The organism is Methylobacterium sp. Leaf100 (genome assembly GCF_001422845.1).
Lineage (GTDB): Bacteria > Pseudomonadota > Alphaproteobacteria > Rhizobiales > Beijerinckiaceae > Methylobacterium.
The window spans coordinates 185,796-210,437 of the sequence record NZ_LMMW01000003.1; the positions used below are offsets into that span (position 1 = coordinate 185,796).

Sequence of the window (24,642 nt, forward strand, 5' to 3'; positions counted from 1 at the left end):
ACGCCATGGCCCGGGTCGAATGCCCGAGAAGCCTTTCCTCCACGGACCGCCGCTCGATAGCCCGAGGGTGCGTTCCGATCCAGCGGCTCACGGATTGATGGTTCAGGACACGGTCACGGGTTTGCGGCCGGGCCGCGTGGCCGGACGGCGGCGGCGCTGGGTCCTCTGGCCCGTGCTGATCCTCGTGCTCGGCGTCGGCCTCGGGCTCGCCGGCCTGGTCTGGCGCCTGTCCAGCGGTCCCCTGCGCATCGACGGCATGTCGGAGCGCGTCGCATCGGCCATCGCCGGCAGCATCGGCACGGGCTGGCGCGTGACCTTGCGCGACAGCGCCCTGGAGCTCGATTCGGAAAATTCCCTGGCCCTGCGGGTGGCCGGGCTCGACATCTACAACTCCGAGGGTGCCCTCGTGGTGCGGGCGCCGCAGGCCGTGGTGAGCCTCGACACCTGGGGCCTCGCCCGCCTCTCGGTCCAGCCGCGCGCCATCGAATTCCGCGACCTTCAGATGACCGCCCTGGTGCATCGCAACGGCGCCATCGCGTTCGCGGCGAACGACCCCGATCAGGCCGGGGCCGTCCAGCCCCATACCCTGCCGAGCGTCGACGCCACGCAAGGGGCCGTCTCGCCGATCTCGGCCACCGTGGCGTCGATCTTCGGGGTGGTGCTGGATTCCGCCGGGATCGTCGGGGCGCTCGACCGGGCGCGCATCACCAACGGCCGCCTCACCCTCATCGACGACGACGCCCGCCAGCGCGCGGTGTTCGAGCACGTCAACGGCCTGTTCCGGCGCGACGCCACCCGCAACGCCCGCGTGTTCGAACTGCGCATCGACGGTCCGCACGGGGAATGGCGCTTCGGCGGCGACGTGCAGGAGGCCGGCGGCACCCGCCGCACGGGCATCATCACCCTCGACGATCTGCCGATCACCGACCTGCTGCTGCTCTCCGGTCAGTCGAAGCTGCCGGTGGAGACCGACCTCAAGCTCTCGGCCAAGGCCGACGTCGCCCTCGACGCCGGACGGATCGAGTCGATGACGGCCACGATCCGAACCAGCGACGGCAATTTCCTCATCGAGGAGAAGGACTTCAATCCCGTCACCATCGACAGCCTCGCGGCGAAGGTGAGCTGGGACGAGGCGGGCCGGGCGATGAAGCTCGATGCCCTCGACTATCGCGGCGCCGGCAATTCGGCTCATCTCACCGGGGCCTGGACCGCAGGGGCTCCGGATTCCGACATCGCCTGGACCATGAGCCTCGCCGGGCAGGACGCCACCCTGCGGGGCGCCAACGCGCAGGACCGCCCCGTCGCGATCGAATCCCTGTCGGCGCATCTCACGGGGCGGGCCGGCGGCATCGCCATCGACGATTTCTCCGTCAAGGCCGGCCCGGCGAGCGGGCGGATCACCGGCACCCTCGGCACCACCGCCGACGACGACGGGCTGACCCTGCGCATCGCCGCGGCCAACACCGATGGGCGCATGGCCATGCGCCTGTGGCCCGAACACGTGGCGCCGGCGGCGCGCAACTACCTCGTCGATTACCTGCGCGGGGGAAAAGTCGACAGCGTCGACATCACCGTCGACATGAGCGGCAGCGAACTCGCCGCCGCGACGCGCGGCGAACCGATGCCCGACAATGCCGTGCACATCGCCTTCGCCGTCTCCGACGCGACGCTCGCGGTCTCGGACGACGCGCCGCCCCTGAGCCGTGGCCGCGTCACCGGTGTCATCACCGGCCTCACCACCACCATCCGCAACGTGACCGCCGACCTGCGCATGGCCGACAACCGCGTCCTGTCCATCACCGACGGATCCTTCGTCATCCCGAAGATCACCCCGGAGGCGGTGGTGGCGCAGATCGGCATGCGCCTCGGAGGCGGGGCCGATGCCCTCGTCTCCCTGATGCAGACGAAGATGTTCAAGACCCTGACCGGCGTCGACATCGATCCGGCCAGCGTGAAGGGCACGGCCGACCTACGCATCGACTTCCCGCTGAACCTCAAGCAGATCCCCGACCTCCCGGACCTGCCGGTGACCATCGGGGGCACGCTCACGGATGTCGGCGTCGACAAGGCCTTCGGCAAGGAGCGCCTCGACGCCGGGCGGTTCACGGTGTCCTACGATCGCGGCGCCTTCGCCCTCAAGGGCGATGCCCGCGTCATGGGCTCGCCCCTCACGGTGGATCTGCGTCAGCCCAAGCCCGGGGCGCCTGGCGAAGTTCTCGTCGGTCTGAGCCTCGACGAGGCCCTGCGCGCCAAGAAGGGCCTGCCCGTCGCGCCCCAGCTCACCGGCGCCATTCCGGTGAGGATCGCCGTGCCCATCGGACGCCCGGGTTCGGGCAAGCCGCCGATCCGGATCGAGGCCGATCTGGCCCGTGCGGGCATCGACGGCATCGTGCCGGGCTTCACCAAGGCCGCCGGAAAACCTGGCCGCCTCGCCTTCACGTTGATCGAGAACGCGTCGGGTGGCGGGTTCGAGCTGCGCGACATCGTCCTCGACGCAGCCCCGGCTGCGGCGCGGGGTACGGCGAGCCTCGGGGCGGACGGCCAGTTCGAGCGGGCCGATCTGTCGAGCCTGAAGCTCTCACCGGGCGATGACATGCGCCTGCAGCTCGAACGCTCCGGAAACACCTATCGGATCGGCGTCAAGGGCGCCGTGGCCGATGCCCGCCCGATCCTGCGCGGGCTCACCGGCCAGGATGGCAAAAGCAAGGGCGACGCCGCCCCCAAGGACATCGACGCCGACCTCTCCCTCGCCATCCTCACGGGCTTCAACGGAGAGGCTCTGACCAACGCCTCCGTCAAGCTCGTCCTGAAGGGCAAGGACGTCCGCTCCGGCCGGGTCCAGGGCCGCTTCGGAGCGGCCCCGTTCACCGCTCAAATCGGCCGCTCGGACCAGGGCCCGACCCTGACGCTGGACACCCAGGATGCCGGCGCGACCCTGCGGTTCGCCGACATCTACAAGCGGATGTATGGCGGCCGGCTGATCATGAGCACCGCTCTCAACGACGGACCGCAGGCGGGCGTCGTGCAGATCCGCAATTTCGTCCTGCGCAACGAGCCGGCCCTGTCGAGCATCATGGCGCAGGGACCGGCGAGCAGCGAGATCGTCGATGCGCGCGGCCGCAAGCAGATCGTGCAGAACGCCGGCAACGACGTGACCTTCGACCGCCTGCGCGCCAATTTCGTCCGCACCGGCGCGCGGGTCGACTTCACCGACGCGGCGATCTCCAACGCCGCCATGGGCTTCACCCTGAACGGCTACCTCGACACGGCGAAAGAACGCACGGACATCAACGGCACCTTCGTGCCGCTCTACGGCCTGAACAACGTGGTGTCGCAACTGCCGATCCTCGGACAGCTCCTCGGCGGCGGGCACAACGAGGGTCTGTTCGCCCTCAACTTCCGCGTCGCCGGCCGGCTGTCGAAGCCCGATGTCAGCGTCAATCCCCTTTCCGCCCTGGCGCCCGGCATCCTGCGCAAGCTCTTCAGCGCCGGCGGGGGCAACGACGGGATCATGGGGGCCGCGCCCATGGGCGAGACCGAACGATAGGCCGCGCAGCCCGGGCCGGGGCGTCTACCCGACCTTCAGCAGCACGTGCTTCTTGCGGCCGAAGGACAGCTTGATCACCCCGTCCGCCGTCACGTCGCCCGTGCGCAGCACCGCCCGCTCGTCGGTCAGCGCCACGTCGTTCACCCGCAGGCCGCCACCCTTGATCTGGCGGCGGGCCTCACTCGTGGACGGCACCAGCTTGGCGTATTCCGGACCGAAGGCCGAGAGCACGCCGAGCCCGGCATCGAGGAGGTCGGCCGAGACGATCACGGTCGGCAGATCCTGCGACACGCTGCCTTCGACGAAGGTCTTCCGCGCCGTCTCGGCGGCACTGTCCGCCGCCTCGCGTCCGTGCATCAAGGCCGTGGCCTCGCTCGCCAGGACCTTCTTGGCCTCGTTGATCTCGGCGCCCTGCAGCGCCGACAACCGGGCGATCTCCTCCATGGACAGCAGGGTGAACAGCTTGAGGAAGCGGCCGATATCGGCGTCCTCGGTGTTGCGCCAGAACTGCCAGTAATCGTACGGCGAGAGCATGCCGGCATCGAGCCACACGGCCCCGGCGGCGGTCTTGCCCATCTTGGCGCCCGAGGCCGTGGTGAGGAGCGGGCAGGTGAGGCCGTAGAGCTGCGGCGTGCCCATCCGGCGCCCGAGATCGATGCCGTTGACGATGTTGCCCCATTGGTCCGAGCCGCCCATCTGCATCGTGCAGCCGTAGCGGCGGTTCAGCTCGACGAAGTCGTAGGACTGGAGGATCATGTAGTTGAATTCGAGGAACGACAGTTCCTGGTCGCGCTCCAGCCGCATGCGGACGCTGTCCATGGACATCATCCGGTTGACCGAGAAATGCCGGCCGATGTCGCGCAGCATCTCGATGTAGTTGAGCTTCGTCAGCCACTCGGCATTGTCGACCATGGTGGCGGCATTGCCGCCGCCCTCGAACTTGAGGAACCGGGCGAACGTCTTCTGGATGCCGAGCTTGTTCTCCTCGATCTGCGCGAGGGTGAGGATCTTTCGCGATTCGTCGCGGCCGGAAGGGTCGCCGACCCGGGTGGTGCCGCCGCCCATGAGGGTGATGGGCGTGCCGCCCGTGGCCTGGAGCCAGTGCAGCATCATGATCGACAGGAGGTGGCCGACATGGAGCGAGGCCGCCGTGCAATCGTAGCCCACATAGGTGGTGAGCCGGCCTTCCAGCGCCGCCGCGTCGATGCCGGCAAGGTCCGAGCCCTGGTGGATGAAGCCGCGCTCGGACAGCACTCGGAGGAAATCGGATTTCGGAGCGAAGGCGTCGGGCGCGGGGGACATGGACGGTTCCGGTGTCGGAGGATCACGGGGGTGGGACACGGCGCGGACCGGCGTGATAGCACCGCGCGTCATTGCGCCGGCTCTTAGCAGGGCTGACCGAGGAAGGCACGACCATGACCATGATGCGCGCCATCGGCCTGATGAGCGGAACGTCCCTCGACGGCGTCGACGTCGCCCTCATCGAGACCGACGGGCACGACGTGCGGGTGGTGCAGAGCCACAACGGCTACCTCGAACCCCTCGGCCCCACGGGCTATCGCGGCTACTCGGACGAGGATCGCGATCTGCTACGCCGCGCGCTCGCCGATTCGGAGGCCGTCACGGCGCGGGAGGATCGGCCGGGGTGCCTTCCCGAGGCGGAGGCCTTCGTCACCGCTGCCCATGCCGAAGCGGTGGAGAGTTTCCTCGCCGACAACGGCCTGACGCCCGCCGACATCGACGTCATCGGCTTCCACGGCCAGACCGTGGTGCACCGGCCCGACCAGCGCATGAGCGTGCAGATCGGCGACGGGGCGGCGCTCAGCCGTCGCCTCGGCATCCCCGTGGTGTCGGACCTGCGCCACGCCGACATCGCGGCGGGCGGACAAGGCGCCCCCCTGGTGCCGGTGTTCCATCAGGCGCTCGCCCGCGCCTCGGGCTTCGAGGGCGCGCTCGGCATCCTCAACATCGGCGGCGTCGCCAACGCCACCCTCATCGCCTCGAACGGCGACGTCATCGCCTTCGACACCGGGCCGGGCAACGCGCTCATCGACGACTGGATGCGCGAGCGCACGGGCCGCCCCCTGGACGACGGCGGCCGCACCGCCGCGCGGGGACGCCCCGATGAGCCGCTGTTGGCCTGGCTCCTCATCCACCCGTTCTTCGCGCGCCGGCCGCCGAAGTCGCTCGATCGCAACTGGTTCTCGCACAAGCTCGCCGGACAGCTCTCGACGGAGGACGGCGCGGCGACGCTCACGGCCTTCACGGCCCGCGCCGTGGCGCGGGCGTTGGACCACGCGCCCGAGATTCCGGCCCGCTGGATCGTCGCCGGCGGAGGGGCGCGCAACGGCGAACTGGTGCGCCTCCTGAACTACCACCTGCGCGCCGAGATCACGACGGCCGACGCCATCGGCTGGTCCTCGGCCTATCTCGAGGCCCAGGCCTTCGCGCATCTCGCCGTGCGCTCGCTGAAAGGCCTGCCGATCACCTTCCCGTCGACCACGGGGGTGCGCGAGGCGATGACGGGCGGCGTGCTGGCGCGGCCGGAGTACTGAAGGCATTCACACCGATTCGTGACCGGACACGGTGGCGGCGGCGCGCGTTCTCTCCTGGAATTCCTCCAGACGAGAGAACCATGGGCGAGACCTACCTGCGCTATCACGACGGCATCGAGACGCCGAAACCCGACGAGGATGCGGTGATCGACAAGATCATCGCCTCGATGATCCGCGAGAGCGGGACCACGGCGAAGCGCTACGGCCACGCCGTGCGTGCCTCCCACGCCAAGGTCAGCGGCGTGGTCGTGGGCGAGCTGCACATTCCAGACAACCTGCCGCCGGAACTGGCGCAGGGCCTGTTCGCCAGGCCCGGCACCCATCCGGTGGTGGTGCGATTCGCCCAAGGCCCCGGCGAGCTCCTCAACGATTCCGTGTCCACCCACCGCGGCATGGCCATCAAGGTGTTCGGCGTCGAGGGCGAGAAACTCCCGGGTCACGACGCCCCGACGCAGGACTTCGTCCTCGCCACCGGCCCGGTCTTCCCCAACCCCGACGCGGCGGGCTTCCTCGGCAGCATGAAGCAGCTCGAGCTCGGCACCAAAGCGCCGGAAGATGTGAAGGTCATCGTCTCGAAGATGGCCCAGGCCGCCAACACCCTAGTGAAGACCTTCACCGGCAAGGACACGCCGATCTTCGACTTCTTCGGCCACGCCCCGAAACATCCCCTGGCCGAGCCGTATTACAGTCAGGCGGCCCTGCGGTACGGCGACCACGTCGCCAAGCTCGGCGCCTTCCCGGCGACGGCGGCCCAGGGCGCCCTGGCCGACGCGACCCTCGACCCCGGGGCGGACCCGGACGTGTTCCGCCATGCCGTGACGGCGCAGTTCCGCGAGGCCGAGGCGGTGTTCGAGATCCGGGTCCAGCTCTGCACCGATCTCGACGCCATGCCCATCGAGGACGCCTCGAAGGAATGGTCCGACACGAAAAGCCCCTATCGCACGGTGGCCCGCCTCGTCTTGCCTGTGCAGGTGGCCGACAGCCCGGCGCGCCTCGCCTACGCCGACGACGTGCTGGGATTCCGCCCCGCCCATAGCCTCGCCGCGCACCGGCCGCTCGGCTCCCTCATGCGGGCACGCCTCAAGACCTACGCGGCCCTCTCGCGCTTCCGGCACGAGCGCAACGCCGTGTCCGAGGTGGAACCCCGGGGAATCGCTGACGTCCCGGCCTGAAGACCGCCGGGCCGGCGCCGCATGGGACGGGCGCCGGCCCGGCATTTGTGACTCGCGAAGACCCGCGCTAGAGCGGGGGCACCATGTCCCACAACACCTTCGGCCACCTCTTCCGCGTCACCACCTTCGGCGAGAGCCACGGCGTCGCCCTCGGCTGCATCGTCGACGGCTGCCCGCCCGGGGTGCCCATCGAGGCCGCCGATATCCAGGCGGAGCTGGACCGTCGCAAGCCCGGCCAGTCGCGCTTCACCACTCAGCGGCGCGAGCCCGATCAGGTCCGCATCCTCTCGGGCGTGTTCTCGGACGACCGCACCGGCGGCCGGCAGCTCACCACCGGCACGCCCATCGCCCTGGAGATCGAGAACACCGACCAGCGCTCGAAGGATTACTCGGAGATCCGCGACAGCTACCGGCCGGGCCATGCCGACTACGCCTACGACGCCAAGTACGGCATCCGCGACTATCGCGGCGGCGGACGTTCCTCGGCCCGCGAGACCGCCGCCCGCGTCGCCGCCGGGGCCATCGCGCGCCGGGTCCTGCCGGACGGCGTCGTCATCCGTGCCGCCCTGGTGCAGATGGGCCCGCACGCCGTCGACCGGTCGCGCTGGGACTGGGACGAGGTCGCCCGTAACCCGTTCTTCTGCCCCGATGCCGGGACGGCGGCGTTCTACGAGACCTACCTCGATGAGATCCGAAAGGACGGCTCGTCCATCGGCGCGGTGATCGAGGTGGTGGCCGAGGGCGTGCCGCCCGGCCTCGGCGCGCCGATCTACGGCAAGCTCGACGCGGATCTCGCCGCCGCGATGATGTCCATCAACGCCGTGAAGGGTGTCGAGATCGGTGACGGCTTCGCGTCCGCCGCCCTGCGCGGCGAGGACAACGCCGACGAGATGCGCTCGGGCAATGCCGGCGCCCCCACCTTCCTCGCCAACCATGCCGGCGGCGTGCTGGGCGGCATCTCCACCGGCCAGCCGATCGTCTGCCGATTCGCCGTGAAGCCGACCTCGTCGATCCTGACGCCGCGCATGAGCGTGACCAACGACAACCGGGACGTCGACCTCGTCACCAAGGGCCGCCACGACCCCTGCGTCGGCATCCGCGCCGTACCGGTGGCCGAGGCCATGATGGCCTGCGTCCTTGCCGATCACTATCTGCGCCACCGGGGGCAGGTGGGCGAGCGGGCCTGAGCCCGCCCCACCCCGCCGTACCCGCCATCGTGATTCCGAGAGATTTGCCCGTGCCCCACACCCATGTCACGCAGGCCATCGAGGCCTATGCCCGCGGCGAGATCGTCGTGGTCACCGACGACGACGATCGCGAGAACGAGGGCGATCTCGTCGTCGCCGCCTCCCTCTGCACGCCGGAGAAGATGGCCTTCATCGTCCGCAACACCTGCGGCATCGTCTGCGCGCCCCTGACCCGGGCCGAGGCCAGGCGCCTGCGCCTCGATCCCATGGTGGCGGCCAACGATGCGCCGCTGGGCACCGCCTTCACCGTGACGGTGGACGTGAAGCACGGGCTCACCACCGGCATCTCCGCCGAACAGCGCTGCAACACCGTACGGGCGCTCGCCAACGGCAACATGGGCGAGTCGGACTTCGTACGGCCCGGCCACGTCTTCCCCCTCATCGCCAAGGATGGCGGCGTGCTCATGCGCTCCGGCCACACCGAGGCGGCCGTCGACCTGTGCAAGCTCGCCGGTCTCCCGCCCGTCGGCGTGATCTGCGAGCTCGCCAACGACGACGGCACCGTGATGAAGGGCCCGCAGATCACGGCCTTCGCGGACACGCACGATCTGAAGCGCGTCTCGGTGGCCGACCTCATCGCCTACCGGCAGGCTCGTGAAAAGCTGGTCGAGCGCGTCGGGACCTTCCCGGTGACCACGGAGGCGGGCGTGATGACGGGCTACGCCTACACCACGCCATTCGAGACCGTGCAGCAATTCGCTTTCGTGTACGGCGACATCGGCGACGGCCGCGACGTGCTGGTGCGCCTGCACCGCTCCAACGTGGTGGCCGACGTGATCGAGGGCGGCCGGCAGATCGAAGCGGTGAAACGCCGCTTCGTCCAGGAAGGCCGGGGCATCCTCGTCTACCTTCGCGATGGCTCGGCGGGTGTCCCGCTCCAGTCCTACGCCGAGGAGGGCGCGGAGGCCCAGCGCGTGCGGGCCTGGCGCGAAGTCGGCCTCGGTGCGCAGATCCTGCGCGACCTCGGTGTCGTCTCGATCCGGAACCTCGCGACCTCGTCGCGGGCCTATGTCGGCCTGTCGGGCTTCGGGATCGAGTTTTTGGGGGACGAGCGCCTGGAGGGGTAAGATGCCGTGAGGTCATCCTGAATCACCATAGGGAAGCGCAACACGGAGGAAGGCCGGATCGTAGCCTCGTCCGCCGTGATCCGGCGGACGCTCACCGCCCCATCAGCGCGTCCACGTGCGCGGCCACCGACAAGCCCAGGCCCTTGAGGCTGTAGCCGCCCTCCAGCACCGAGACGACGCGCCCACCCGCGTGCTTCTCCGCGATCTCCATGACCCGGCGCGTGGCCCAGCCGAAATCCGCCTCGTCGAGCTGGATATGGGCCAGGGGATCGAGGCGGTGGGCGTCGAACCCCGCCGAGATCACGATGAGGTCGGGGGCGAACGCCTCCAACCGGCGCAGGATGCCGGCCTCGAACACCTCCCGGAAGCGCTCGCTGCCGTCGCCGGCGCGCAGGGGCACGTTGACGATGGTGTCGTGGTTGCCGCGCTCCGAGGCGGCGCCCGTACCGGGAAAGAGCGGCATCTCGTGCGTCGAGGCGTAGAGGACGCTCGCGTCGTCCCAGAAGATGTCCTGGGAGCCGTTGCCGTGGTGGACGTCCCAGTCGATCAGGGCGACGCGGGAGGCGCCGTGCGCCTGCCGCGCGTGGCGCGCCGCGATGGCGGCGTGGTTGAACACGCAGAAGCCCATGGCCTGCATGCGCTCGGCGTGGTGGCCGGGCGGACGCATGGCCACGAAGGCGTTGCGGCACTCGCCCTTCATCACCGCGTCGACGGCATGGACCGCCCCGCCGACGCCGCGCAGGGCCGCCTCGATGGTGCCGGGCGACAGCAGGGTGTCGCCGTCGATCTGGACGAAGCCTTCGCGCGGGGCGGCTTCGATGAGAGCCTGCACGTAGGGTACGGGATGGACCAGGGTCGGCACCGCCGCGTCGGCGAGGGGGGCGAGCCCACGCACGAGGCCGGCGAATCGCTCGTCCTCCAGCACCCGGTCCACGGCGCGGATCCGCTCGGCACTCTCGGGGTGCCCGGCCGGCATGGCGTGGTCGAGGGCAGCGGGATGGCTCACGTAAAGCGTCGTCACATCATCCCTCCCGAGCGGATGCCCGCCGTTGTCGTTGCGTTGAAGCAACAGGCGATGCAATTGCGCCACGTCTTCGTCGCGTGACCCTACGTTGGGATGCGCGCTCGGGTTAGGTTGCGCAAGACCTCATCAACCAAGTTCCTCATCAACCAAGTTTGTGTCGCGCCGGATTTTCGGCACGACGCGGGCATGCCGACAGGCCCGTTCCATGCGCCCACTTCCCCTCCTGGCCGCCCTCGCGTGCGCGCTCTCCCTGACCGCCTGCAACACGCAGACCGCCAACGTCGCCGCGCCGGGGGTGACCCAGACGGCCGCGGCGACGCCGGCCGCCCTCACGGGCGAGGCGCGCGACAAGGCGTGGATGAAACTCGCGCCCAGTGCCGTCATCGACCCGAAGATCGCCCGCGCCACCGTCGATTACCCTACCCGGGAAGCGCCCGGCACCGTGATCGTGGTCACGAAGGAGCGCCGCCTGTACTTCGTGCTGCCCGACGGCAAGGCCGTGCGCTACCCCGTGGCCGTCGGCCATGCGGGCATGGCCTGGGCCGGTACGGCGGAAGTCGACCGCAAGGGCGAGTGGCCGGACTGGAACCCGCCCCCCGAGATGCTGGCGCGCCGGCCCGATCTGCCCAAGCGCCTCGAAGGTGGACCGACGAGCCCGATCGGGGCGCGTGCCCTCTACCTCGCCGAGGGCAAGAAGGACACGCTGTTCCGCATCCACGGCACCAACGAGCCCGAGAAGATCGGCCAGGCGGTCTCGTCCGGCTGCATCCGCATGCTCAACGACGACGTGGTCGACCTCTACGACCGCGTGCCCATCGGCTCGAAGGTCATCGTGCGCTGATCGCACGGAGAGCGCACCGCCATCCGCCCGACCGGCGTCCGCGTCCCTCGGGTTTAGACATCTTTCGATAAGTCTCATTCGTGATCAGGCTTTAACCTGAACGTCGATTCAGATTTGGCCGTTAACTACTTGAAGCCTCCCGGCCCGCATAGTCCAACCATAGACACGGGCACAGACCGGCAAAGTCGAGACCGGAGAGGAATCAAGACATGATCAACCATTCGCTGCAGCTCTTCTGCAACCGTACCGTCGCCGCCGGCCGGATCACGGCCGGCGACGTCCAGGCTCTCGCCCGCGACGTGCTGCCGGACGGCTTCCTTACCCGCGACGAGGCCGACATGCTCATCGCCCTCGACCGAGCCGTGCCGCAGATCGATGCCGCCTTCGGCCCCTTCCTCATCGCGTCCATCGTCGATTTCGCCGTCTGGGGCGAGCGGCCCACGGGCACCATCGATGCCGGCACCGCCCGCTGGCTCGCCGCCTCCCTGCGCAACGGCACCGGCCCAACGCTCCTCGCCGGTCAGATCGCCCAGGCCGTGGTCCGCGAGGCCCAGTCGTGCGACGAAGCCCTCATCGCCTTCGCCCTGGAAGCCAACCGGCGCCGCGCCGCGGAGCCGGCCCGGATGGAGTTTCTCGCCGCGGCCTGAGAGGTCCTGCGGCGCGAACCTCCTGCAGGGCGAACGACCGGGGCAAGCCCCGGGCGCGCCGGGCGAGCACCGAACCGAAGAAACCCCGTCGTGCCGGGCCGGTCAGCTTTCCGAAGTCGGAGAACTGCTTTAACGGGAACGAGCTTGGGCGTCCCGCGCGCCCCGACCTTTCCTGACCGACCAGAGTGCCGGACCGATGTTCGAGAAGATCCTGATCGCGAACCGTGGCGAGATCGCCTGTCGCATCATCAAGACCGCCCGCCGCATGGGCATCAAGACCGTGGCGGTCTACTCGGACGCCGATCGTGACGCGGTGCACGTCGCCATGGCGGACGAGGCCGTGCATATCGGCCCGGCCCCGGCGGCGCAGTCCTACCTGCTCATCGACAAGATCATCGACGCCTGCAAGCAGACCGGCGCCCAGGCCGTGCATCCGGGCTACGGCTTCCTGTCCGAGCGCGAAGCGTTCCCGCGTGCCCTCGAGGCCGCCGGCATCGTCTTCATCGGCCCGAACCCGCACGCCATCGCGGCCATGGGCGACAAGATCGAATCGAAGAAGGCCGCCTCCGCCGCCAACGTCTCCACGGTGCCGGGCTTCCTCGGCGTCATCGAGAGCCCGGAGCACGCCGTCACCATCGCGGACGAGATCGGCTATCCGGTCATGATCAAGGCGTCGGCCGGCGGCGGCGGCAAGGGCATGCGCATCGCCTATTCCTCCGACGAGGTCGCCGAGGGCTTCGCCCGCGCCAAGTCCGAGGCCGCCTCGTCCTTCGGCGACGACCGGGTGTTCGTCGAGAAGTTCATCACCGATCCGCGCCACATCGAGATCCAGGTGATCGGCGACAAGCACGGCAACGTGATCTACCTCGGCGAGCGCGAATGCTCGATCCAGCGCCGCAACCAGAAGGTCATCGAGGAGGCGCCGTCGCCGCTCCTCGACGAGGAGACACGGCGGAAGATGGGCGAGCAGGCCGTGGCTCTGGCCAAAGCCGTGAACTACGACTCCGCCGGTACCGTCGAGTTCGTCGCCGGCCAGGACAAGTCGTTCTACTTCCTCGAGATGAACACCCGCCTGCAGGTCGAGCACCCCGTCACCGAGATGATCACCGGCCTCGACCTCGTCGAGATGATGATCCGCTCGGCCTACGGCGAGACGTTGCCCCTGGCGCAGACGGACGTGAAGCTCAACGGCTGGGCCGTCGAGAGCCGCGTCTACGCCGAGGACCCCACCCGCAACTTCCTGCCCTCCATCGGCCGCCTCACCACCTACCGGCCGCCGGCCGAGGGTCGGTTCGGCGACGCGATCGTGCGCAACGACACCGGCGTGGAGGAGGGCGGCGAGATCGCGATCCACTACGATCCGATGATCGCCAAGCTCGTGACCTGGGCGCCGACCCGGGCGCAGGCCATCGAATCACAGGGCGAGGCGCTGGACGCCTTCGCCATCGACGGCATCCGCCACAACATCCCGTTCCTGTCGGCCCTGATGGCGCATCCGCGCTGGCGCTCGGGCAACATCTCCACGGGCTTCATCGCCGAGGAGTTTCCCGAGGGCTTCTCCGCCCCCGAGCCCAGGGGCGAGATCGCCCAGGTCATGGCGGCGGCGGCCGCTGCCATCGATCACAAGCTCAACGAGCGCAAGCGCGGCATCTCGGGCCAGATGCGCGATCCGGCCCTGCTCCACTTCGAGCGCGACCGTGTCGTGATCCTGGCGGATGCGTCCTATCCGGTGACCGTCGATGCGGTCGGCGGCACGCTCATCGTCACGGGCGAGGACGGCACCACCTGGACCGTGCAGAGCGAGTGGCGCCCGGGCGAGCCCGTGTGGCAGGGCGAGATCGCAGGCAAGCGCGTGGCGATGCAGGTGCGCGGCCTCCTCAACGGCGTCGCGCTTCAGCATGCGGGCGCGGCGGCGCAGGCCCGGGTCTACACCCGGCGCGAGGCCGAACTCGCCGCCCTGATGCCGGTGAAGGTCGATGCCGGGTCGGGCAAGCAGGTGCTCTGCCCGATGCCCGGCCTCGTCAAGGCGATCCTGGTGAAGGAGGGCCAAGAGGTGAAGAACGGCGAGCCGCTCGCCATCGTCGAGGCAATGAAGATGGAGAACGTGCTGCGCGCCGAGCGCGACGCCACCGTCTCGAAGATCGCGGCGAAGGAGGGCGACAGCCTCGCCGTCGATGCGGTGATCCTCGAATTCGCCTGACGCGGCGCGGCCCGTGCCGCTCTACTTCGCCTACGGGGCCAACATGGACGCGGCCGCCATGGCCGCGCGCTGCCCCGGCTCGCGCCTGATCGGGCAGGGCCGGCTCAACCGCCACCGCTTCATCGTGATGCGCGAGGGCTACGCCTCGGTGGTGCGTGATCCGCGCGCCACCGTGTGGGGCGTGGTCTGGGAACTCGCGCTGGCCGACGTGCCGGCGCTGGATCGCTACGAGGGCGTGGCCGGCGGCCTCTACATCAAGGCCTATCAGCCCATCACACTGAAAGGCGGAGCCAAGCGTGCCCTGATCTATCTCGGCGGCAGCTCCGCCCAGGGAGCACCGCGTCCGGGTTACCTCGAATCGGTCCTGGCGGCGGCGGATGCGGCGCAGCTACCGACCCCTTACATCGCCGAACTGCGCGGCTGGCTGCGGGGCCGAGCCGCCTGACAGGAGTATTGCCATGAGCCGGATCAGAACCGTCGAGGCGATCATCCACGGCCGCGTGCAGGGCGTTGGCTACCGGTTCTGGACCAAGGGCGAGGCCGAGCGCCTCGGCCTCTCGGGCCACGTCCGCAACCGGCCCGACGGCACCGTGGCGGCGACCTTTTCGGGGGAGGCCCACGCCGTCGCGGCCATGCTCGCCGCTTGCCGGCAGGGGCCTCCAGGGGCACGCGTGACTGAGATCACCGAGGCGGAGGGACCGGTCCCGGTGGCGGGCTTTCAGATCCTGCACGACTGAAACGGCCGCACGGGCCCGACCCTGGACAGGGAGCGGCCATCCGGGCTAGCGCCGGAGCGGTCGCGATCGGCCCGGCATCAGGCGCACCCGATGATCACGGCGGACTTCTCCTACCTCGATTTCGCGGCCCTGTGCTTCTTCGTGGCGGCCTGGGCCGGCTACGGCATGGCGGTCTCGCGGATGCGGGGCCGGCGCACGAGCCTGAGCCAGATCATGAACCGCCAGCGCGAGATCTGGGCGGAGCAGCTCATCCACCGCGACAACCGGGTGGTGGACACCACCATCAACGCCTCCCTCCAGAACGGTACCGCGTTCTTCGCCTCGACCTCCCTCATCGCGCTCGGCGGCGTCCTGACCCTGTCGCGCTCGGGCGACGACGTACTGACCCTGTTCGGGGCGCTGCCCTTCGGCGCCGTCGCCACCCGGACGACCTGGGAGATCAAGGTCGCGGGGCTGGCGGTGGTGTTCATCTACGCCTTCTTCAAATTCTCCTGGGCCTACCGGCTGTTCAATTACGGGGCGATCCTGCTCGGCGCGGTGCCGCCCAAGGGCTCCAGCGCCAGCATGGCTGAGATGGAACTCGCCGCGCGGCGTGCCTCCGCGATGAACATCGCGGCCGGGTCCCATTTCGCGCGCGGGCAGCGGGCGTTCTTCTTCGCGCTCGCCTATCTCGGATGGTTCGTGAGCCCGGTTCTGCTGTTTCTCACCACGACGGCGGTGGTCTGCGTGATGTGGCGACGTCAGTTCAGTTCGAAAATTCGCGCCGCCCTCCTGGCGCAGGACGACGGGACAGGGCAGGGGTTGGACCCATGACCAATCCGAAGAAACCACCCCGCAAGACCGCCATCGCCCGGATCGCCGCCGCGAAAGCCCTCAAGGGCAAGAAGGCCGCTGCCAAGAAGGCGAGCGAGGCACCCGGCACCAAGACGCCGCCGGCCCCGAAGGCGGCAGCCCCACCACCCCCCGCGCCATCGGTCCGCAAGGGCCCCAGCGAGGAACTCATCGCCGAGACCATCCTGCGCCTCCTGGCCGAGCGCGGTCCCGGCAAGACCGTCTGCCCCTCGGAGGTTGCCCGCGACATCGGCGGCGCCCAGCCCGAAGTGTGGAGCCCGATGATGCAGCCGGTGCGCCGCATCGCCGTGCGGATGACCAAGGCCGGTCAGATCGCGATCATGCGCAAGGGCAAGCCCGTGGAGGATGTCGACGATTTCCGCGGCATCTACCGGCTGGCGCTGCCAGCGGCCGGCGTCGATTCGGCCGGAACCGACGAAGCCTGAGGCGCCGGCATCCAGGCGTCGGTGTAGCCGGCGAGCCGATAGACCACGAGGCCGATCCACTCCTTGACCACGACATCGAGGAGGGCGAGCCCGTCGGAGGCGAAGCTGTTGAAACGCACCGCGTCGCGCGGCCCGGCGGTGCGGTAGTCGACGGGATAGGCGGCCACGGTGAAGCCCGCCGCGCGGAAACACCCGACGGCGCGCGGCATGTGCCAGGCCGAGGTGACGAGGAGCCAGCGCTCGCCGGGCTTCGGCTTGACGAGATCGGCGGTGAAGGCGGCGTTCTCGCGGGTGTTGCGCGAGCGGTTCTCCAGGATGAGACGGGTGCGCGGCAGGCCGAGGCCGTCGGCGGTGCGGCCGACGATTTCGGCTTCCGACATCTCGCCCGGCCGCAGCGCGGCGCTTCCGCCCGTGAAGGCGAGACGCGCGTCGGGATACCGCCGGGACAGATCGATGAGGGCGAGCTGGCGTTCCCCGGCGTCGTTGACGACGAACTGGTCGCGCGCCGCCGACAGGCGCGTCTCGACGCCGCCGCCGAGGACCACGATGCCGGTGACCGGGGTTCCGTCGTCGACGAAAGCCGGGAACCGATCCTCCAAAGGCAAGGCGACCCAGAGGGCGAGGGGCGAGAAACCGGCGACGAGAAGCCCGAGGCCCGCCGCCCCGGCGAGCACACGTCCGAAGCGACGCCAGCGCCCGACGGCTATGAGGAGCATCCCGGCGACCACGGCGAGAATCAGCGCGTTGGACGGCGTGATGACGAAGAAGATCAGCTTCGAGAGCGGAAAGAACATGGCGCGGGAGCGGCCTTCAGGGGAGGGAACGCGAGACCCGGACCGGCCTCATGCCTCAAGGATCGGTGGGTAGGCATGGACACGACCCTGCGGATCCTCGACCCGCCAGCCGGCCGCCGTGGCGCGGAGGTAGTCCGGCCCCACCGGCACCTTGCCGTGGCCGCCGGGGATGTCGAGGACATAAAGCGGCTGGGCGAGGCCCGACAGCCGGCCGCGCAGATGCCCCATGAGGGCGCGCCCCGCATCGAGATCGGTGCGCAGGTGGCCGGTGCCGGGCGCGAGATCGCCGTGGTGGAGGTAATACGGCTTGATCCGATGCTCCACGAAAGTCCGCATCAGCCGGCCCAGGGTGTCGGGGTCGTCGTTGACGCCGGCGAGCAGCACGGTCTGGCTCACCATGGGAATGCCGGCATCGACGAGGCGGGCGATGGCCGCCGCCGCCGCGGGGGTGAATTCGCGCGGGTGGTTGGCGTGGAGCGCCACGAACACCGCGCCGCCGAACTGCTTCAGGGCCGCGACGAGGCCGTCGGTCACGGTCGCGGGCTCGACCACGGGGACGCGGGTGTGGAAGCGCAGCACCCGTACGTGCGGGATTTCCCGCAGCGCCGAGGCGATCAGGGCCAGCCGCCGCGGCGAAAGGGCGAAGGGGTCGCCGCCCGTGACCACCACTTCCCAGATCTCCGCCCGGCCGGCGATATAGGCGAAGACTGCATCGAGTTCGGCGTCGCTCAGGGTGCCGAGCCCGTCGGGGCCGACCCGCTCGCGGCGGAAGCAGAATCGGCAATAGACGGGGCAGACATGGAGCGGCTTCAGCAGCACCCGGTCGGGATAGCGGTGGACGAGGCCGGCGAGCGGGCTGTGGGCGTCGTCGCCGATGGGGTCGGCATCCTCCTCCGGGCGCGTCGCGAGTTCCTCCGCCCGCGGCACGAACTGGCGGGCGATGGGATCGTGGGGGTCGGCCGGATCGATGAGGTCGGCGAGATCCGGCGTCACCGACACGGCGTAGCGGGCGGCCACGGCCTCCAGGGCGGGGAGGGCCGCGGCGTCCACCAGCCCGGCCCGCGCGAGGTCGGCGGGGCTCTTCAGGGGGCGGTTCACCGGCGCCCCCCGGTGACGGGCGTCCACAGCACATCCTCGATATGAGGCGCGCCGACGGCGAGCATCACCAGCCGGTCGAGGCCGAGCGCGATGCCGCCGGCCTCGGGCATGAGGGCGAGGGCGGCGAGGAACGCCTCGTCGATGGGGTAGCGCTCGCCGTAGACTCGCTCCTTCTCGTCCATCTCCAGGGTGAAGCGGCGGCGCTGCTCGGCCGGATCGGTGAGTTCGCCGAACGCGTTGGCGAGTTCGACGCCGCAGGCGTAGAGCTCGAACCGCTCGGCCACGCGCGGGTCGCGGGAGCTCGGCCGGGCCAGCGCCGCCTCGGACACCGGGTACTCGCACAGGATCGTCGGGCGCCCGATGCCGAGACCGGGCTCGATGCGGGCGACGAGAACGCGGCTGAAGAGGTCCGCCCAGGTGTCGTCCTCCGCCACCCGCAGGCCCGTTGCCAGAACGGCCGCCGCGAAGGCATCCCGATCCGTCGTTCCGTCCGGCGCGACGGTGGCCAGGAGATCGATGCCGACCTCCGAAAAGGCCTCGGCAAGGGTCACGCGCCGGAAGGGTGCGAACGGGTCGGCCTCGCGGCCCCGGTAGGCGAGGCGCCGGGTGCCCGCCGCCTCGGCCGCCAGAGCCAGCACGTCGGCGCAATCGCGCATGAGTTCGGTGTAGTCCTCGCCCGCCCGATACCATTCGAGCATCGTGAACTCGGGGTGGTGCAGGGGGCCGCGCTCGCGGTTGCGGAACACCCGCGCGAAACTCACGATCCGGCGTTCGCCCGCTGCCAGCAGGGTCTTGCAGGCGAATTCCGGGGAGGTGTGCAGATAGAGCGGATGGCGCACGCCATCGGGACCGAGGATCTCCGTCGCGAAAGCGGAAAGGTGTGCCTCGTTACCGGGCGACACCTGAAGGCTGGCGGCCTCGACCTCGATGAAATCGGCCGCCGCGAAATGGCCCCGCAGGGCGGCGGTGATGCGGTTGCGCGCCATCAGGGCCGGACGCCGGTCGGCGTGGCGGTCCGGATGCCACCAGGGGGAGGGAGCGGTCATCGCCGGGGCCATATCACGGGCGGCCGGGCGTCTCCACGTCTCAGGGCCTTCCTTCCATCCTCCACCCGGTCCTGCGGCTGGCAACGGGGGCACGGATAGGGTAGTGGCGGAACGACGATGTCGCTCCCGTGGACCCGAACCGCGCCGGGGCGACCGACCCGTTTCTCGAGACACGAACAGGACCTGACCCCGTGAAGGTGATCGCTTCCACGCTCCGCAAGGGCAACGTCGTCGACAAGGATGGCAAGCTCTACGTCATCCTGACGATCGAGAACATCCACCCGGGTAAGGGCACCCCGGTGACGCAGCTCGACATGCGCCGCATCACCGATGGGGTGAAGGTGTCCGAGCGCTACCGCACCACCGAGTCGGTGGAGCGTGCCTTCGTCGAGGACCGGGAGCACACCTTCCTGTACGAGGACGGCGAGGGCTTCCACTTCATGAACCCCGAGACCTACGATCAGGTGGCGATCCAGAAGGACGTGATCGGCGATGCCGCGCCCTACCTTCAGGAGGGCATGAAGGTGATGGTCTCGATCCACAACGACGTGGCGCTCACTGTCGAGCTGCCCCAGCGCGTCACCCTCGAGATTACCGAGACCGAGCCCGCCATGAAGGGCCAGACGGCGTCGTCGTCCTACAAGCCGGCCATCCTGTCGAACGGCGTGCGCACCGCCGTGCCGCCGCACATCGCCGTCGGCACCCGCGTCGTCATCATGACGGAAGACGGGTCCTACGTGGAGCGCGCCAAGGATTGAGGCGTCATGGCGCCGGGGCTGTGCCCTCGGCGGCTTCGTAGCAGCCCTGCGACAGGGCCTGCGCCCTCGCCCGCTCGGCGACCGTGAAGGTCCGCTGCGCCTGCGCCCATAATCCGTCGCGGCGGAACGCGCCGACGACGCAGCGCGCCGCGACCCGACAGGCCGCGGCCTCGCCCCCGGTCGCGACGCAGTTGCGGGCATAGACCGTCCGAAACTCCGCCTCACCGGCGCGCGGATGCGGCCCGGTGAGGGCGGCGATGCCGGAGAACAGGGCCAGCAGCACGGGCTGGTGGACGAGGTAGACGGCGAGGCTGTGCCGCCCCGCCCAGGCGGTCGCCCGCCCGGGCCCCCGCACGGCCCGCCAGCGGCCGAGGCGGGTCTTCGCCAGGCGCGGTCCGCCGAGGCGCCCGGCGACGATCCCCACGAGGACCAATCCGAACCACGGGAACAGCGGCACGTAGTCGTTGGTCTGCGGCAACGTCTTGCCGAGGCCGAGGAAGAACAGGACCGGGCTGTCGAGGGCGCTCCCGTCCGCCAAGCCCCACCCCGCAACACCGGGAGCCGCGATCACCAGGGCGGCGCAGACAGCCGTGACCACGGCCGGGGCGAACAGGAACGGCAGGGCGAGCACGCTGGCGACCGCGATGCAGTGCAGGATGCCGAAGAACACGTAGCTCCCGGGAAACAGCAGATAGGTGGCGACCGTGACGGCCAGCGCCGCCCCGCCGATGCGGGCGAATCGTGTCAGCACCGCCCGTCGCCGGATGCCGGTGCCATGGGCGAGCACGAGGCCCGCCCCGACGAGGATCAGGAAGCTGCCGGCGATGAGGTGGGCGGCGATCCGGCCGGGCGGCGTGAGCGCGTAATTCTCCGGGGTCAGCCGGAGGTACCCGAGATCCCAAGTGGCGTGGTAGGCCGCCATCGCCGCGAGCGCCAAGCCCCGGGCGACGTCGAGGGCGTCGATCCGCATCCGCGGGGGCGGAACGGGAGCCGCGTCGGAATCGGAAGGGAAGGGAGCCATGCCGCTCGCCGTACCATCGAACCGGCGCCCCCGCGATCCCCTGTGGCACCGGCACCCGCGTCCCGAACAATGCAACATGGATCAACCCGGCGGGTGATCAATTAGGCTTCCGGAAGGTGACGACTTCGTTAATCTCCCTTCCGGATCGCGTGGCGTGATTCGGGTGTGGGTTGCTGAATGTCGGACGATTTCGGGGCGGGCTCCTACGGGGGGCATTCGGCTGACACGCACGCGGATGCCCGCTCCGGCGAAGGCCTGGGTGGCGAGGTCCAGCGCCCCCTCGACCTCATCGAGGTCGCCGGCCGCATCAAGTGGTTCGACGTCGCCAAGGGCTTCGGCTTCATTGTGCCCGACGACGGGACGGCCGACGTGCTGCTGCACATCACCTGCCTGCGCCGCGACGGCCATCAATCCGCCAGCGAGGGCGCGCGCGTCGTCGTCGAGGCCACGGAGCGGCCGCGCGGCTGGCAGGCGTTCCGGGTGATCTCCCTCGATCAATCCACCGCCCTGCACCCGTCCGAACTGCCGATGCCGCGTACCCATGTGAGCGTCACGCCGACGAGCGGACTCGAGACGGCCGTAGTGAAGTGGTTCAACCGCCTGCGCGGCTTCGGCTTCCTCAGCCGAGGGGACGGCACGCCCGACATCTTCGTGCACATGGAGACGCTTCGTCGCTACGGCATCGCCGAACTCAAGCCCGGCGAGACCGTTCTCGTCCGCTACGGCGACGGCTCCAAGGGCAAGATGGCGGCGGAAGTCCGCTTTCCCGACGGTGTGCTGCCCGCCTCGCACTGACACCGCCCGCCACCGACGAACCTTCGATCGACGATCGTCCCACCGAAGATTTTGCCACCGAAGATTTTGCCACCGACGAATGAGTACCGCGTTGTCGAATATGCCCGCCTTCCTGCGTGCGCTCTGCGCCGTTCTGTTCCTCGGCTCGGGCCTTCAGGCCGTACCCGCGCAGGACGCGGCCTCCGGTCCGACCGAACCCCTCACCATCGCATCCCGGAACGGGCGCCACGCCTTCGCCGTGGAGGTGATGCGCACGGATGCCGACCGTTCGCGCGGACTGATGTATCGCCGCACCATGGCGCCGGACCACGGCATGCTGTTCGACTTCCAGGCCGTCGCCCCCGTGGCCATGTGGATGAAGAACACCTACCTGCCCCTCGATATGGTTTTCATCCGCCAGGATGGATCCGTTGCCCGCGTCGCGCAGAACACCGAACCGCTCTCGACCAAGGTCATTCCCTCCGGCGAGCCGGTCCTGTCCGTGCTCGAGCTCAATGCCGGCACCACCGCGCGGCTCGGCATCCACGCCGGTGACCGTGTCGAGCATCCCCTGTTCCGTAAACCCTGACGCCTCAATCGAACACAACAAGAACATCGCTTGACGCTCGATTCGATTCGAGCCAATGTTCCCTCATTGTTCTAAACGACGCGCCCATCACCGACCGGGTGATTCGCGTGGCGCCGATGGGGGACATCATGATCAGCCGGCATCCGGACGAGACCCGCGTCACCGCCGAAGCCCCGTTCGAGAACGCCGAATGGAGCGTTTCGCCGGAAGGACTGGAGCATCGCCCCAGCGGTTATTTCATCGCCCGCGATCTGCTCGGCATGCGTCGGGGCGACCTGTGGGAATGGCCGCTTCACCTTTCGGAAAAGAGCTGGTGCCGAGCCCTTCCGTTCCGTGAAGCGTTCCTCGCGGCGCTCAGCGCCTTCGAGATCCCCCGGGACGCGGGTCTCAGTGCCTCCTTTGCGACCGGCTTCGGTCTGAAGGCCGGCCAGAGTCCCGCGAAAACAGCCGACGATTTCGTGGCCCTCGGCGATGTGCTCCGCCCCAAGGGCCGCAAGCAGGTGGATACGCGCAACAAGCAGGCGGATGCGCGCAAGCGGAGCGTTTCGCCCGAGATCCGCGGCGGGCACCGACGGAACGGTACGCCGGTGCCGTATCGTGCGGTCGAAGCCTCCCCCCAACGCGCCGCTTACTGAAGCACGTTGCTCTCCGGTCACTTGGCCCTAGATGGGGGTCGAGGACTGGAGAACAGCATGAAACAGGATCGCGCAGGCGGAACCGGCATTGCGAGCGGCCTCGAAGGCATGCTGACGCCGCCCTTCTCCCGGCGTGGCTTCGTGATGACGAGCCTGATCTCCGGGCTCACCCTCGCGACCACCGCCGTCGAGGCGCAGGTGATCCATACGGACGCAAGCGGTCTCGTGGCGGGCGAGGTCCAGATCCCCGCAGGCGACGGCCCGATGCCGGGCTATCGCGCCATGCCGGAAGGACAGGGACCGTTTCCGGTCATCCTCGTCATCGAGGAGATCTTCGGCGTCCACGATTACATCAAGGATATCTGCCGGCGCCTGGCAAAGGCCGGCTACTGTGCGGTGGCGCCCGAATTGTACGCGCGTCAGGGCGATCTCTCGACCATGACGGACGTCAAGGTGATCGTTCGGGACGTGATCTCGAAGACGCCCGACGCACAATGGATCGCTGATCTCGATGCCTCCGCCGCCTGGGCCGTCGCGGCGTCGAACGGCGACGCGTCACGACTCGCGACGATGGGCTGGTGTCGGGGTGGGCGCGGTGTCTGGCTCTACGCCGCCCATCGCCGCGACCTGAAGGCCGGTGTGGCCTGGTACGGCGCGCTCGGCGGTGAGCGTACGGCCCTGCAACCCCGCACGGCGGACGATGTCGCGGGAGAGATCAACGCGCCGATCCTCGCCCTCTACGGCGGCGCGGATACGGGGATTCCCGTCGCCTCCGCCGAGGCAGCGCGCGACAAGGCCCGGGCGGCGGGCAAATCCGTCGATCTCGTGGTCTACCCGGACGCCCCGCACGGCTTTCACGCCGATTACCGGCCAAGCTATCGCCGCGAGCCTGCGGAGGATGGATGGACGCGCGCTCTGGCGTTTTTCAAGGCGAGAGGCGTGTGACGACTGCAGAGGCTGTGCGACGTGATTGACGGGAAGTGCGGCACAGTTGCTGCATCGACCAAAAAAGCGCCCTGTTCGACGCCCGCAGGAACGACACATTCACCGGGTAGTTCACAGTTCTGGCAATACGAGGATCGGCCCGCCATCCTGGCTTGAAGAGCGTTCCGGACCCATGAGTGCTGCACCTCCGTCGGACGCACGCCCCGTCATCCTCGTCGTCGAGGACGAACCCGACGAGCGCTACCTCGCGGCCGAGATGCTGGAAGAGACCGGTTTCCGGGTGATCGAAGCCGAGACCGCCGAGCGCGCCCTGGCGATTCTCCAGGATCGCGGCAACGAAGTCAGCGTGGTGTTCTCGGATGTGCGGACTCCGGGTCCCATCGGGGGGTTCGAGTTGGCTCGTATCATCGGGGTCACCTGGCCTCGGGTGCGCGTGCTTCTCACGTCGGGCGACGCCGGCGACCAGCCGAGCGATCTGCGGATGTCCGCGACCTTCATTCCGAAACCATGGCGCGCCGAAGACATTCTGGCCTGGGTGCAGGAAGCGGCCGGTCGGTCCGCCGCGACGCAGACCGGGCCCGACGTCATCGGACTCGGCTGGCCCGAGACCAGGATCATCGTCGGTAAAGTGGAAACTTGAGGACATACGGATCGTCCGGGTCGGTGGC

General features: G+C 69.4%; 24 protein-coding genes. 18 read left to right on the top strand and 6 right to left on the bottom strand.

The window, feature by feature from the left end; all coding sequences use genetic code 11:
* Positions 1-97: 97 nt before the first annotated feature.
* Entirely contained in the window at positions 98-3,547 is a 3,450-nt protein-coding gene (locus tag ASF25_RS04455; RefSeq protein ID WP_056303506.1) for a DUF3971 domain-containing protein, read from the top strand.
* 24 nt (positions 3,548-3,571) lie between these two features.
* Here the strand turns inward: ASF25_RS04455 and tyrS are convergent, their stop codons facing one another.
* Complete coding sequence (gene tyrS, locus ASF25_RS04460; RefSeq protein ID WP_056303508.1) at positions 3,572-4,849, bottom strand: tyrosine--tRNA ligase; 1,278 nt, start codon at positions 4,847-4,849, stop codon at positions 3,572-3,574.
* A gap of 113 nt (positions 4,850-4,962) precedes the next feature.
* On the opposite strand from tyrS, the gene ASF25_RS04465 reads away from it, so the two are divergent.
* From ASF25_RS04465 to ribB, 4 genes are all read left to right on the top strand, one after another.
* Entirely contained in the window at positions 4,963-6,102 is a 1,140-nt protein-coding gene (locus ASF25_RS04465; RefSeq protein ID WP_200927269.1) for an anhydro-N-acetylmuramic acid kinase, read from the top strand.
* An 80-nt stretch (positions 6,103-6,182) separates the two neighbouring features.
* Complete coding sequence (locus ASF25_RS04470) at positions 6,183-7,274, top strand: catalase family protein (protein ID WP_056303511.1); 1,092 nt, start codon at positions 6,183-6,185, stop codon at positions 7,272-7,274.
* A gap of 83 nt (positions 7,275-7,357) precedes the next feature.
* Positions 7,358-8,461, top strand: a complete 1,104-nt coding sequence (gene aroC, locus ASF25_RS04475) for a chorismate synthase (RefSeq protein WP_056303513.1) — start codon at positions 7,358-7,360, stop codon at positions 8,459-8,461.
* Between the two features lie 50 nt (positions 8,462-8,511).
* Positions 8,512-9,588, top strand: coding sequence for a 3,4-dihydroxy-2-butanone-4-phosphate synthase (ribB, locus tag ASF25_RS04480; RefSeq protein WP_056174811.1), 1,077 nt, complete (start codon positions 8,512-8,514; stop codon positions 9,586-9,588).
* A gap of 91 nt (positions 9,589-9,679) precedes the next feature.
* Here ribB and ASF25_RS04485 read toward each other — a convergent pair whose 3' ends face one another.
* Positions 9,680-10,609: a histone deacetylase family protein gene (locus ASF25_RS04485; protein ID WP_056303577.1), complete on the bottom strand. Its 930-nt coding sequence runs from the start codon at positions 10,607-10,609 to the stop codon at positions 9,680-9,682.
* Between the two features lie 208 nt (positions 10,610-10,817).
* Between ASF25_RS04485 and ASF25_RS04490 the strand changes: the two genes are divergently transcribed.
* From ASF25_RS04490 to ASF25_RS23495, 7 genes are all read left to right on the top strand, one after another.
* Positions 10,818-11,453, top strand: a complete 636-nt coding sequence (locus ASF25_RS04490) for a L,D-transpeptidase (RefSeq protein ID WP_056303515.1) — start codon at positions 10,818-10,820, stop codon at positions 11,451-11,453.
* 209 nt (positions 11,454-11,662) lie between these two features.
* A complete protein-coding gene (locus ASF25_RS04495; protein ID WP_056174816.1) occupies positions 11,663-12,100 on the top strand; it encodes a hypothetical protein in 438 nt (145 codons plus the stop codon).
* Positions 12,101-12,296: 196 nt separating this feature from the next.
* A complete protein-coding gene (locus tag ASF25_RS04500) occupies positions 12,297-14,300 on the top strand; it encodes an acetyl/propionyl/methylcrotonyl-CoA carboxylase subunit alpha (RefSeq protein WP_056174818.1) in 2,004 nt (667 codons plus the stop codon).
* 13 nt (positions 14,301-14,313) lie between these two features.
* A complete protein-coding gene (locus tag ASF25_RS04505) occupies positions 14,314-14,745 on the top strand; it encodes a gamma-glutamylcyclotransferase (RefSeq protein ID WP_056303517.1) in 432 nt (143 codons plus the stop codon).
* A gap of 13 nt (positions 14,746-14,758) precedes the next feature.
* Entirely contained in the window at positions 14,759-15,037 is a 279-nt protein-coding gene (locus tag ASF25_RS04510; RefSeq protein WP_056303520.1) for an acylphosphatase, read from the top strand.
* A gap of 90 nt (positions 15,038-15,127) precedes the next feature.
* Positions 15,128-15,850, top strand: a complete 723-nt coding sequence (locus tag ASF25_RS04515) for a DUF599 domain-containing protein (protein WP_056174824.1) — start codon at positions 15,128-15,130, stop codon at positions 15,848-15,850.
* Positions 15,851-16,038: 188 nt separating this feature from the next.
* The gene (locus ASF25_RS23495) at positions 16,039-16,314 is read left to right on the top strand and encodes a DUF3253 domain-containing protein (protein WP_056303578.1); all 276 of its coding nucleotides are present in this window, start codon (positions 16,039-16,041) and stop codon (positions 16,312-16,314) included.
* Here ASF25_RS23495 and ASF25_RS04525 read toward each other — a convergent pair.
* Genes ASF25_RS04525 through epmA form a run of 3 tightly spaced genes read right to left on the bottom strand, consistent with a single transcriptional unit; the run spans position 16,257 to position 19,252 of the window.
* Positions 16,257-17,108 (bottom strand): YdcF family protein, encoded by an 852-nt coding sequence (locus ASF25_RS04525; protein ID WP_056303523.1) that lies wholly within the window; start codon positions 17,106-17,108, stop codon positions 16,257-16,259. The genes ASF25_RS23495 and ASF25_RS04525 overlap by 58 nt on opposite strands.
* Positions 17,109-17,156: 48 nt before the next feature.
* The gene (locus ASF25_RS04530) at positions 17,157-18,206 is read right to left on the bottom strand and encodes a lysine-2,3-aminomutase-like protein (protein WP_056303582.1); all 1,050 of its coding nucleotides are present in this window, start codon (positions 18,204-18,206) and stop codon (positions 17,157-17,159) included.
* Positions 18,203-19,252 (bottom strand): EF-P lysine aminoacylase EpmA, encoded by a 1,050-nt coding sequence (gene epmA, locus ASF25_RS04535; protein ID WP_056303583.1) that lies wholly within the window; start codon positions 19,250-19,252, stop codon positions 18,203-18,205. Before epmA ends, ASF25_RS04530 begins: the two co-directional genes overlap by 4 nt.
* Before the next feature lie 191 nt (positions 19,253-19,443).
* Here epmA and efp point away from each other — a divergent pair, with 191 nt between their 5' ends.
* Complete coding sequence (gene efp / locus ASF25_RS04540) at positions 19,444-20,010, top strand: elongation factor P (protein ID WP_056174827.1); 567 nt, start codon at positions 19,444-19,446, stop codon at positions 20,008-20,010.
* 4 nt (positions 20,011-20,014) lie between these two features.
* On the opposite strand, the gene ASF25_RS04545 is transcribed toward efp, so the two are convergent.
* On the bottom strand, positions 20,015-21,031 hold the full coding sequence (locus ASF25_RS04545; RefSeq protein WP_056303526.1) for a heparan-alpha-glucosaminide N-acetyltransferase: 1,017 nt from the start codon (positions 21,029-21,031) through the stop codon (positions 20,015-20,017).
* A 177-nt stretch (positions 21,032-21,208) separates the two neighbouring features.
* Between ASF25_RS04545 and ASF25_RS04550 the strand changes: the two genes are divergently transcribed.
* From ASF25_RS04550 to ASF25_RS04570, 5 genes are all read left to right on the top strand, one after another.
* On the top strand, positions 21,209-21,826 hold the full coding sequence (locus tag ASF25_RS04550) for a cold-shock protein (protein ID WP_056174832.1): 618 nt from the start codon (positions 21,209-21,211) through the stop codon (positions 21,824-21,826).
* Positions 21,827-21,926: 100 nt separating this feature from the next.
* Positions 21,927-22,394, top strand: coding sequence for a DUF192 domain-containing protein (locus tag ASF25_RS04555; protein WP_244472899.1), 468 nt, complete (start codon positions 21,927-21,929; stop codon positions 22,392-22,394).
* Positions 22,395-22,522: 128 nt separating this feature from the next.
* On the top strand, positions 22,523-23,029 hold the full coding sequence (locus tag ASF25_RS04560; protein ID WP_082502491.1) for a hypothetical protein: 507 nt from the start codon (positions 22,523-22,525) through the stop codon (positions 23,027-23,029).
* A 108-nt stretch (positions 23,030-23,137) separates the two neighbouring features.
* Positions 23,138-23,974: a dienelactone hydrolase family protein gene (locus ASF25_RS04565; protein WP_056175091.1), complete on the top strand. Its 837-nt coding sequence runs from the start codon at positions 23,138-23,140 to the stop codon at positions 23,972-23,974.
* A gap of 172 nt (positions 23,975-24,146) precedes the next feature.
* Entirely contained in the window at positions 24,147-24,614 is a 468-nt protein-coding gene (locus ASF25_RS04570) for a response regulator (RefSeq protein ID WP_056303528.1), read from the top strand.
* Positions 24,615-24,642: the final 28 nt, after the last annotated feature.

What these genes read in the sequence shown, in the direction of transcription:
- ASF25_RS04455 (WP_056303506.1), top strand. Translation starts at nt 98, where the DNA reads ATGGTTCAGGACACGGTCACGGGTTTGCGGCCGGGCCGCGTGGCCGGA.
- tyrS (WP_056303508.1), bottom strand. Translation starts at nt 4,849, where the DNA reads ATGTCCCCCGCGCCCGACGCCTTCGCTCCGAAATCCGATTTCCTCCGA.
- ASF25_RS04465 (WP_200927269.1), top strand. Translation starts at nt 4,963, where the DNA reads ATGACCATGATGCGCGCCATCGGCCTGATGAGCGGAACGTCCCTCGAC.
- ASF25_RS04470 (WP_056303511.1), top strand. Translation starts at nt 6,183, where the DNA reads ATGGGCGAGACCTACCTGCGCTATCACGACGGCATCGAGACGCCGAAA.
- aroC (WP_056303513.1), top strand. Translation starts at nt 7,358, where the DNA reads ATGTCCCACAACACCTTCGGCCACCTCTTCCGCGTCACCACCTTCGGC.
- ASF25_RS04490 (WP_056303515.1), top strand. Translation starts at nt 10,818, where the DNA reads ATGCGCCCACTTCCCCTCCTGGCCGCCCTCGCGTGCGCGCTCTCCCTG.
- ASF25_RS04495 (WP_056174816.1), top strand. Translation starts at nt 11,663, where the DNA reads ATGATCAACCATTCGCTGCAGCTCTTCTGCAACCGTACCGTCGCCGCC.
- ASF25_RS04500 (WP_056174818.1), top strand. Translation starts at nt 12,297, where the DNA reads ATGTTCGAGAAGATCCTGATCGCGAACCGTGGCGAGATCGCCTGTCGC.
- ASF25_RS04510 (WP_056303520.1), top strand. Translation starts at nt 14,759, where the DNA reads ATGAGCCGGATCAGAACCGTCGAGGCGATCATCCACGGCCGCGTGCAG.
- ASF25_RS04515 (WP_056174824.1), top strand. Translation starts at nt 15,128, where the DNA reads ATGATCACGGCGGACTTCTCCTACCTCGATTTCGCGGCCCTGTGCTTC.
- ASF25_RS04525 (WP_056303523.1), bottom strand. Translation starts at nt 17,108, where the DNA reads ATGTTCTTTCCGCTCTCGAAGCTGATCTTCTTCGTCATCACGCCGTCC.
- epmA (WP_056303583.1), bottom strand. Translation starts at nt 19,252, where the DNA reads ATGACCGCTCCCTCCCCCTGGTGGCATCCGGACCGCCACGCCGACCGG.
- ASF25_RS04545 (WP_056303526.1), bottom strand. Translation starts at nt 21,031, where the DNA reads ATGGCTCCCTTCCCTTCCGATTCCGACGCGGCTCCCGTTCCGCCCCCG.
- ASF25_RS04550 (WP_056174832.1), top strand. Translation starts at nt 21,209, where the DNA reads ATGTCGGACGATTTCGGGGCGGGCTCCTACGGGGGGCATTCGGCTGAC.
- ASF25_RS04555 (WP_244472899.1), top strand. Translation starts at nt 21,927, where the DNA reads ATGCCCGCCTTCCTGCGTGCGCTCTGCGCCGTTCTGTTCCTCGGCTCG.
- ASF25_RS04560 (WP_082502491.1), top strand. Translation starts at nt 22,523, where the DNA reads ATGATCAGCCGGCATCCGGACGAGACCCGCGTCACCGCCGAAGCCCCG.
- ASF25_RS04565 (WP_056175091.1), top strand. Translation starts at nt 23,138, where the DNA reads ATGCTGACGCCGCCCTTCTCCCGGCGTGGCTTCGTGATGACGAGCCTG.
- ASF25_RS04570 (WP_056303528.1), top strand. Translation starts at nt 24,147, where the DNA reads ATGAGTGCTGCACCTCCGTCGGACGCACGCCCCGTCATCCTCGTCGTC.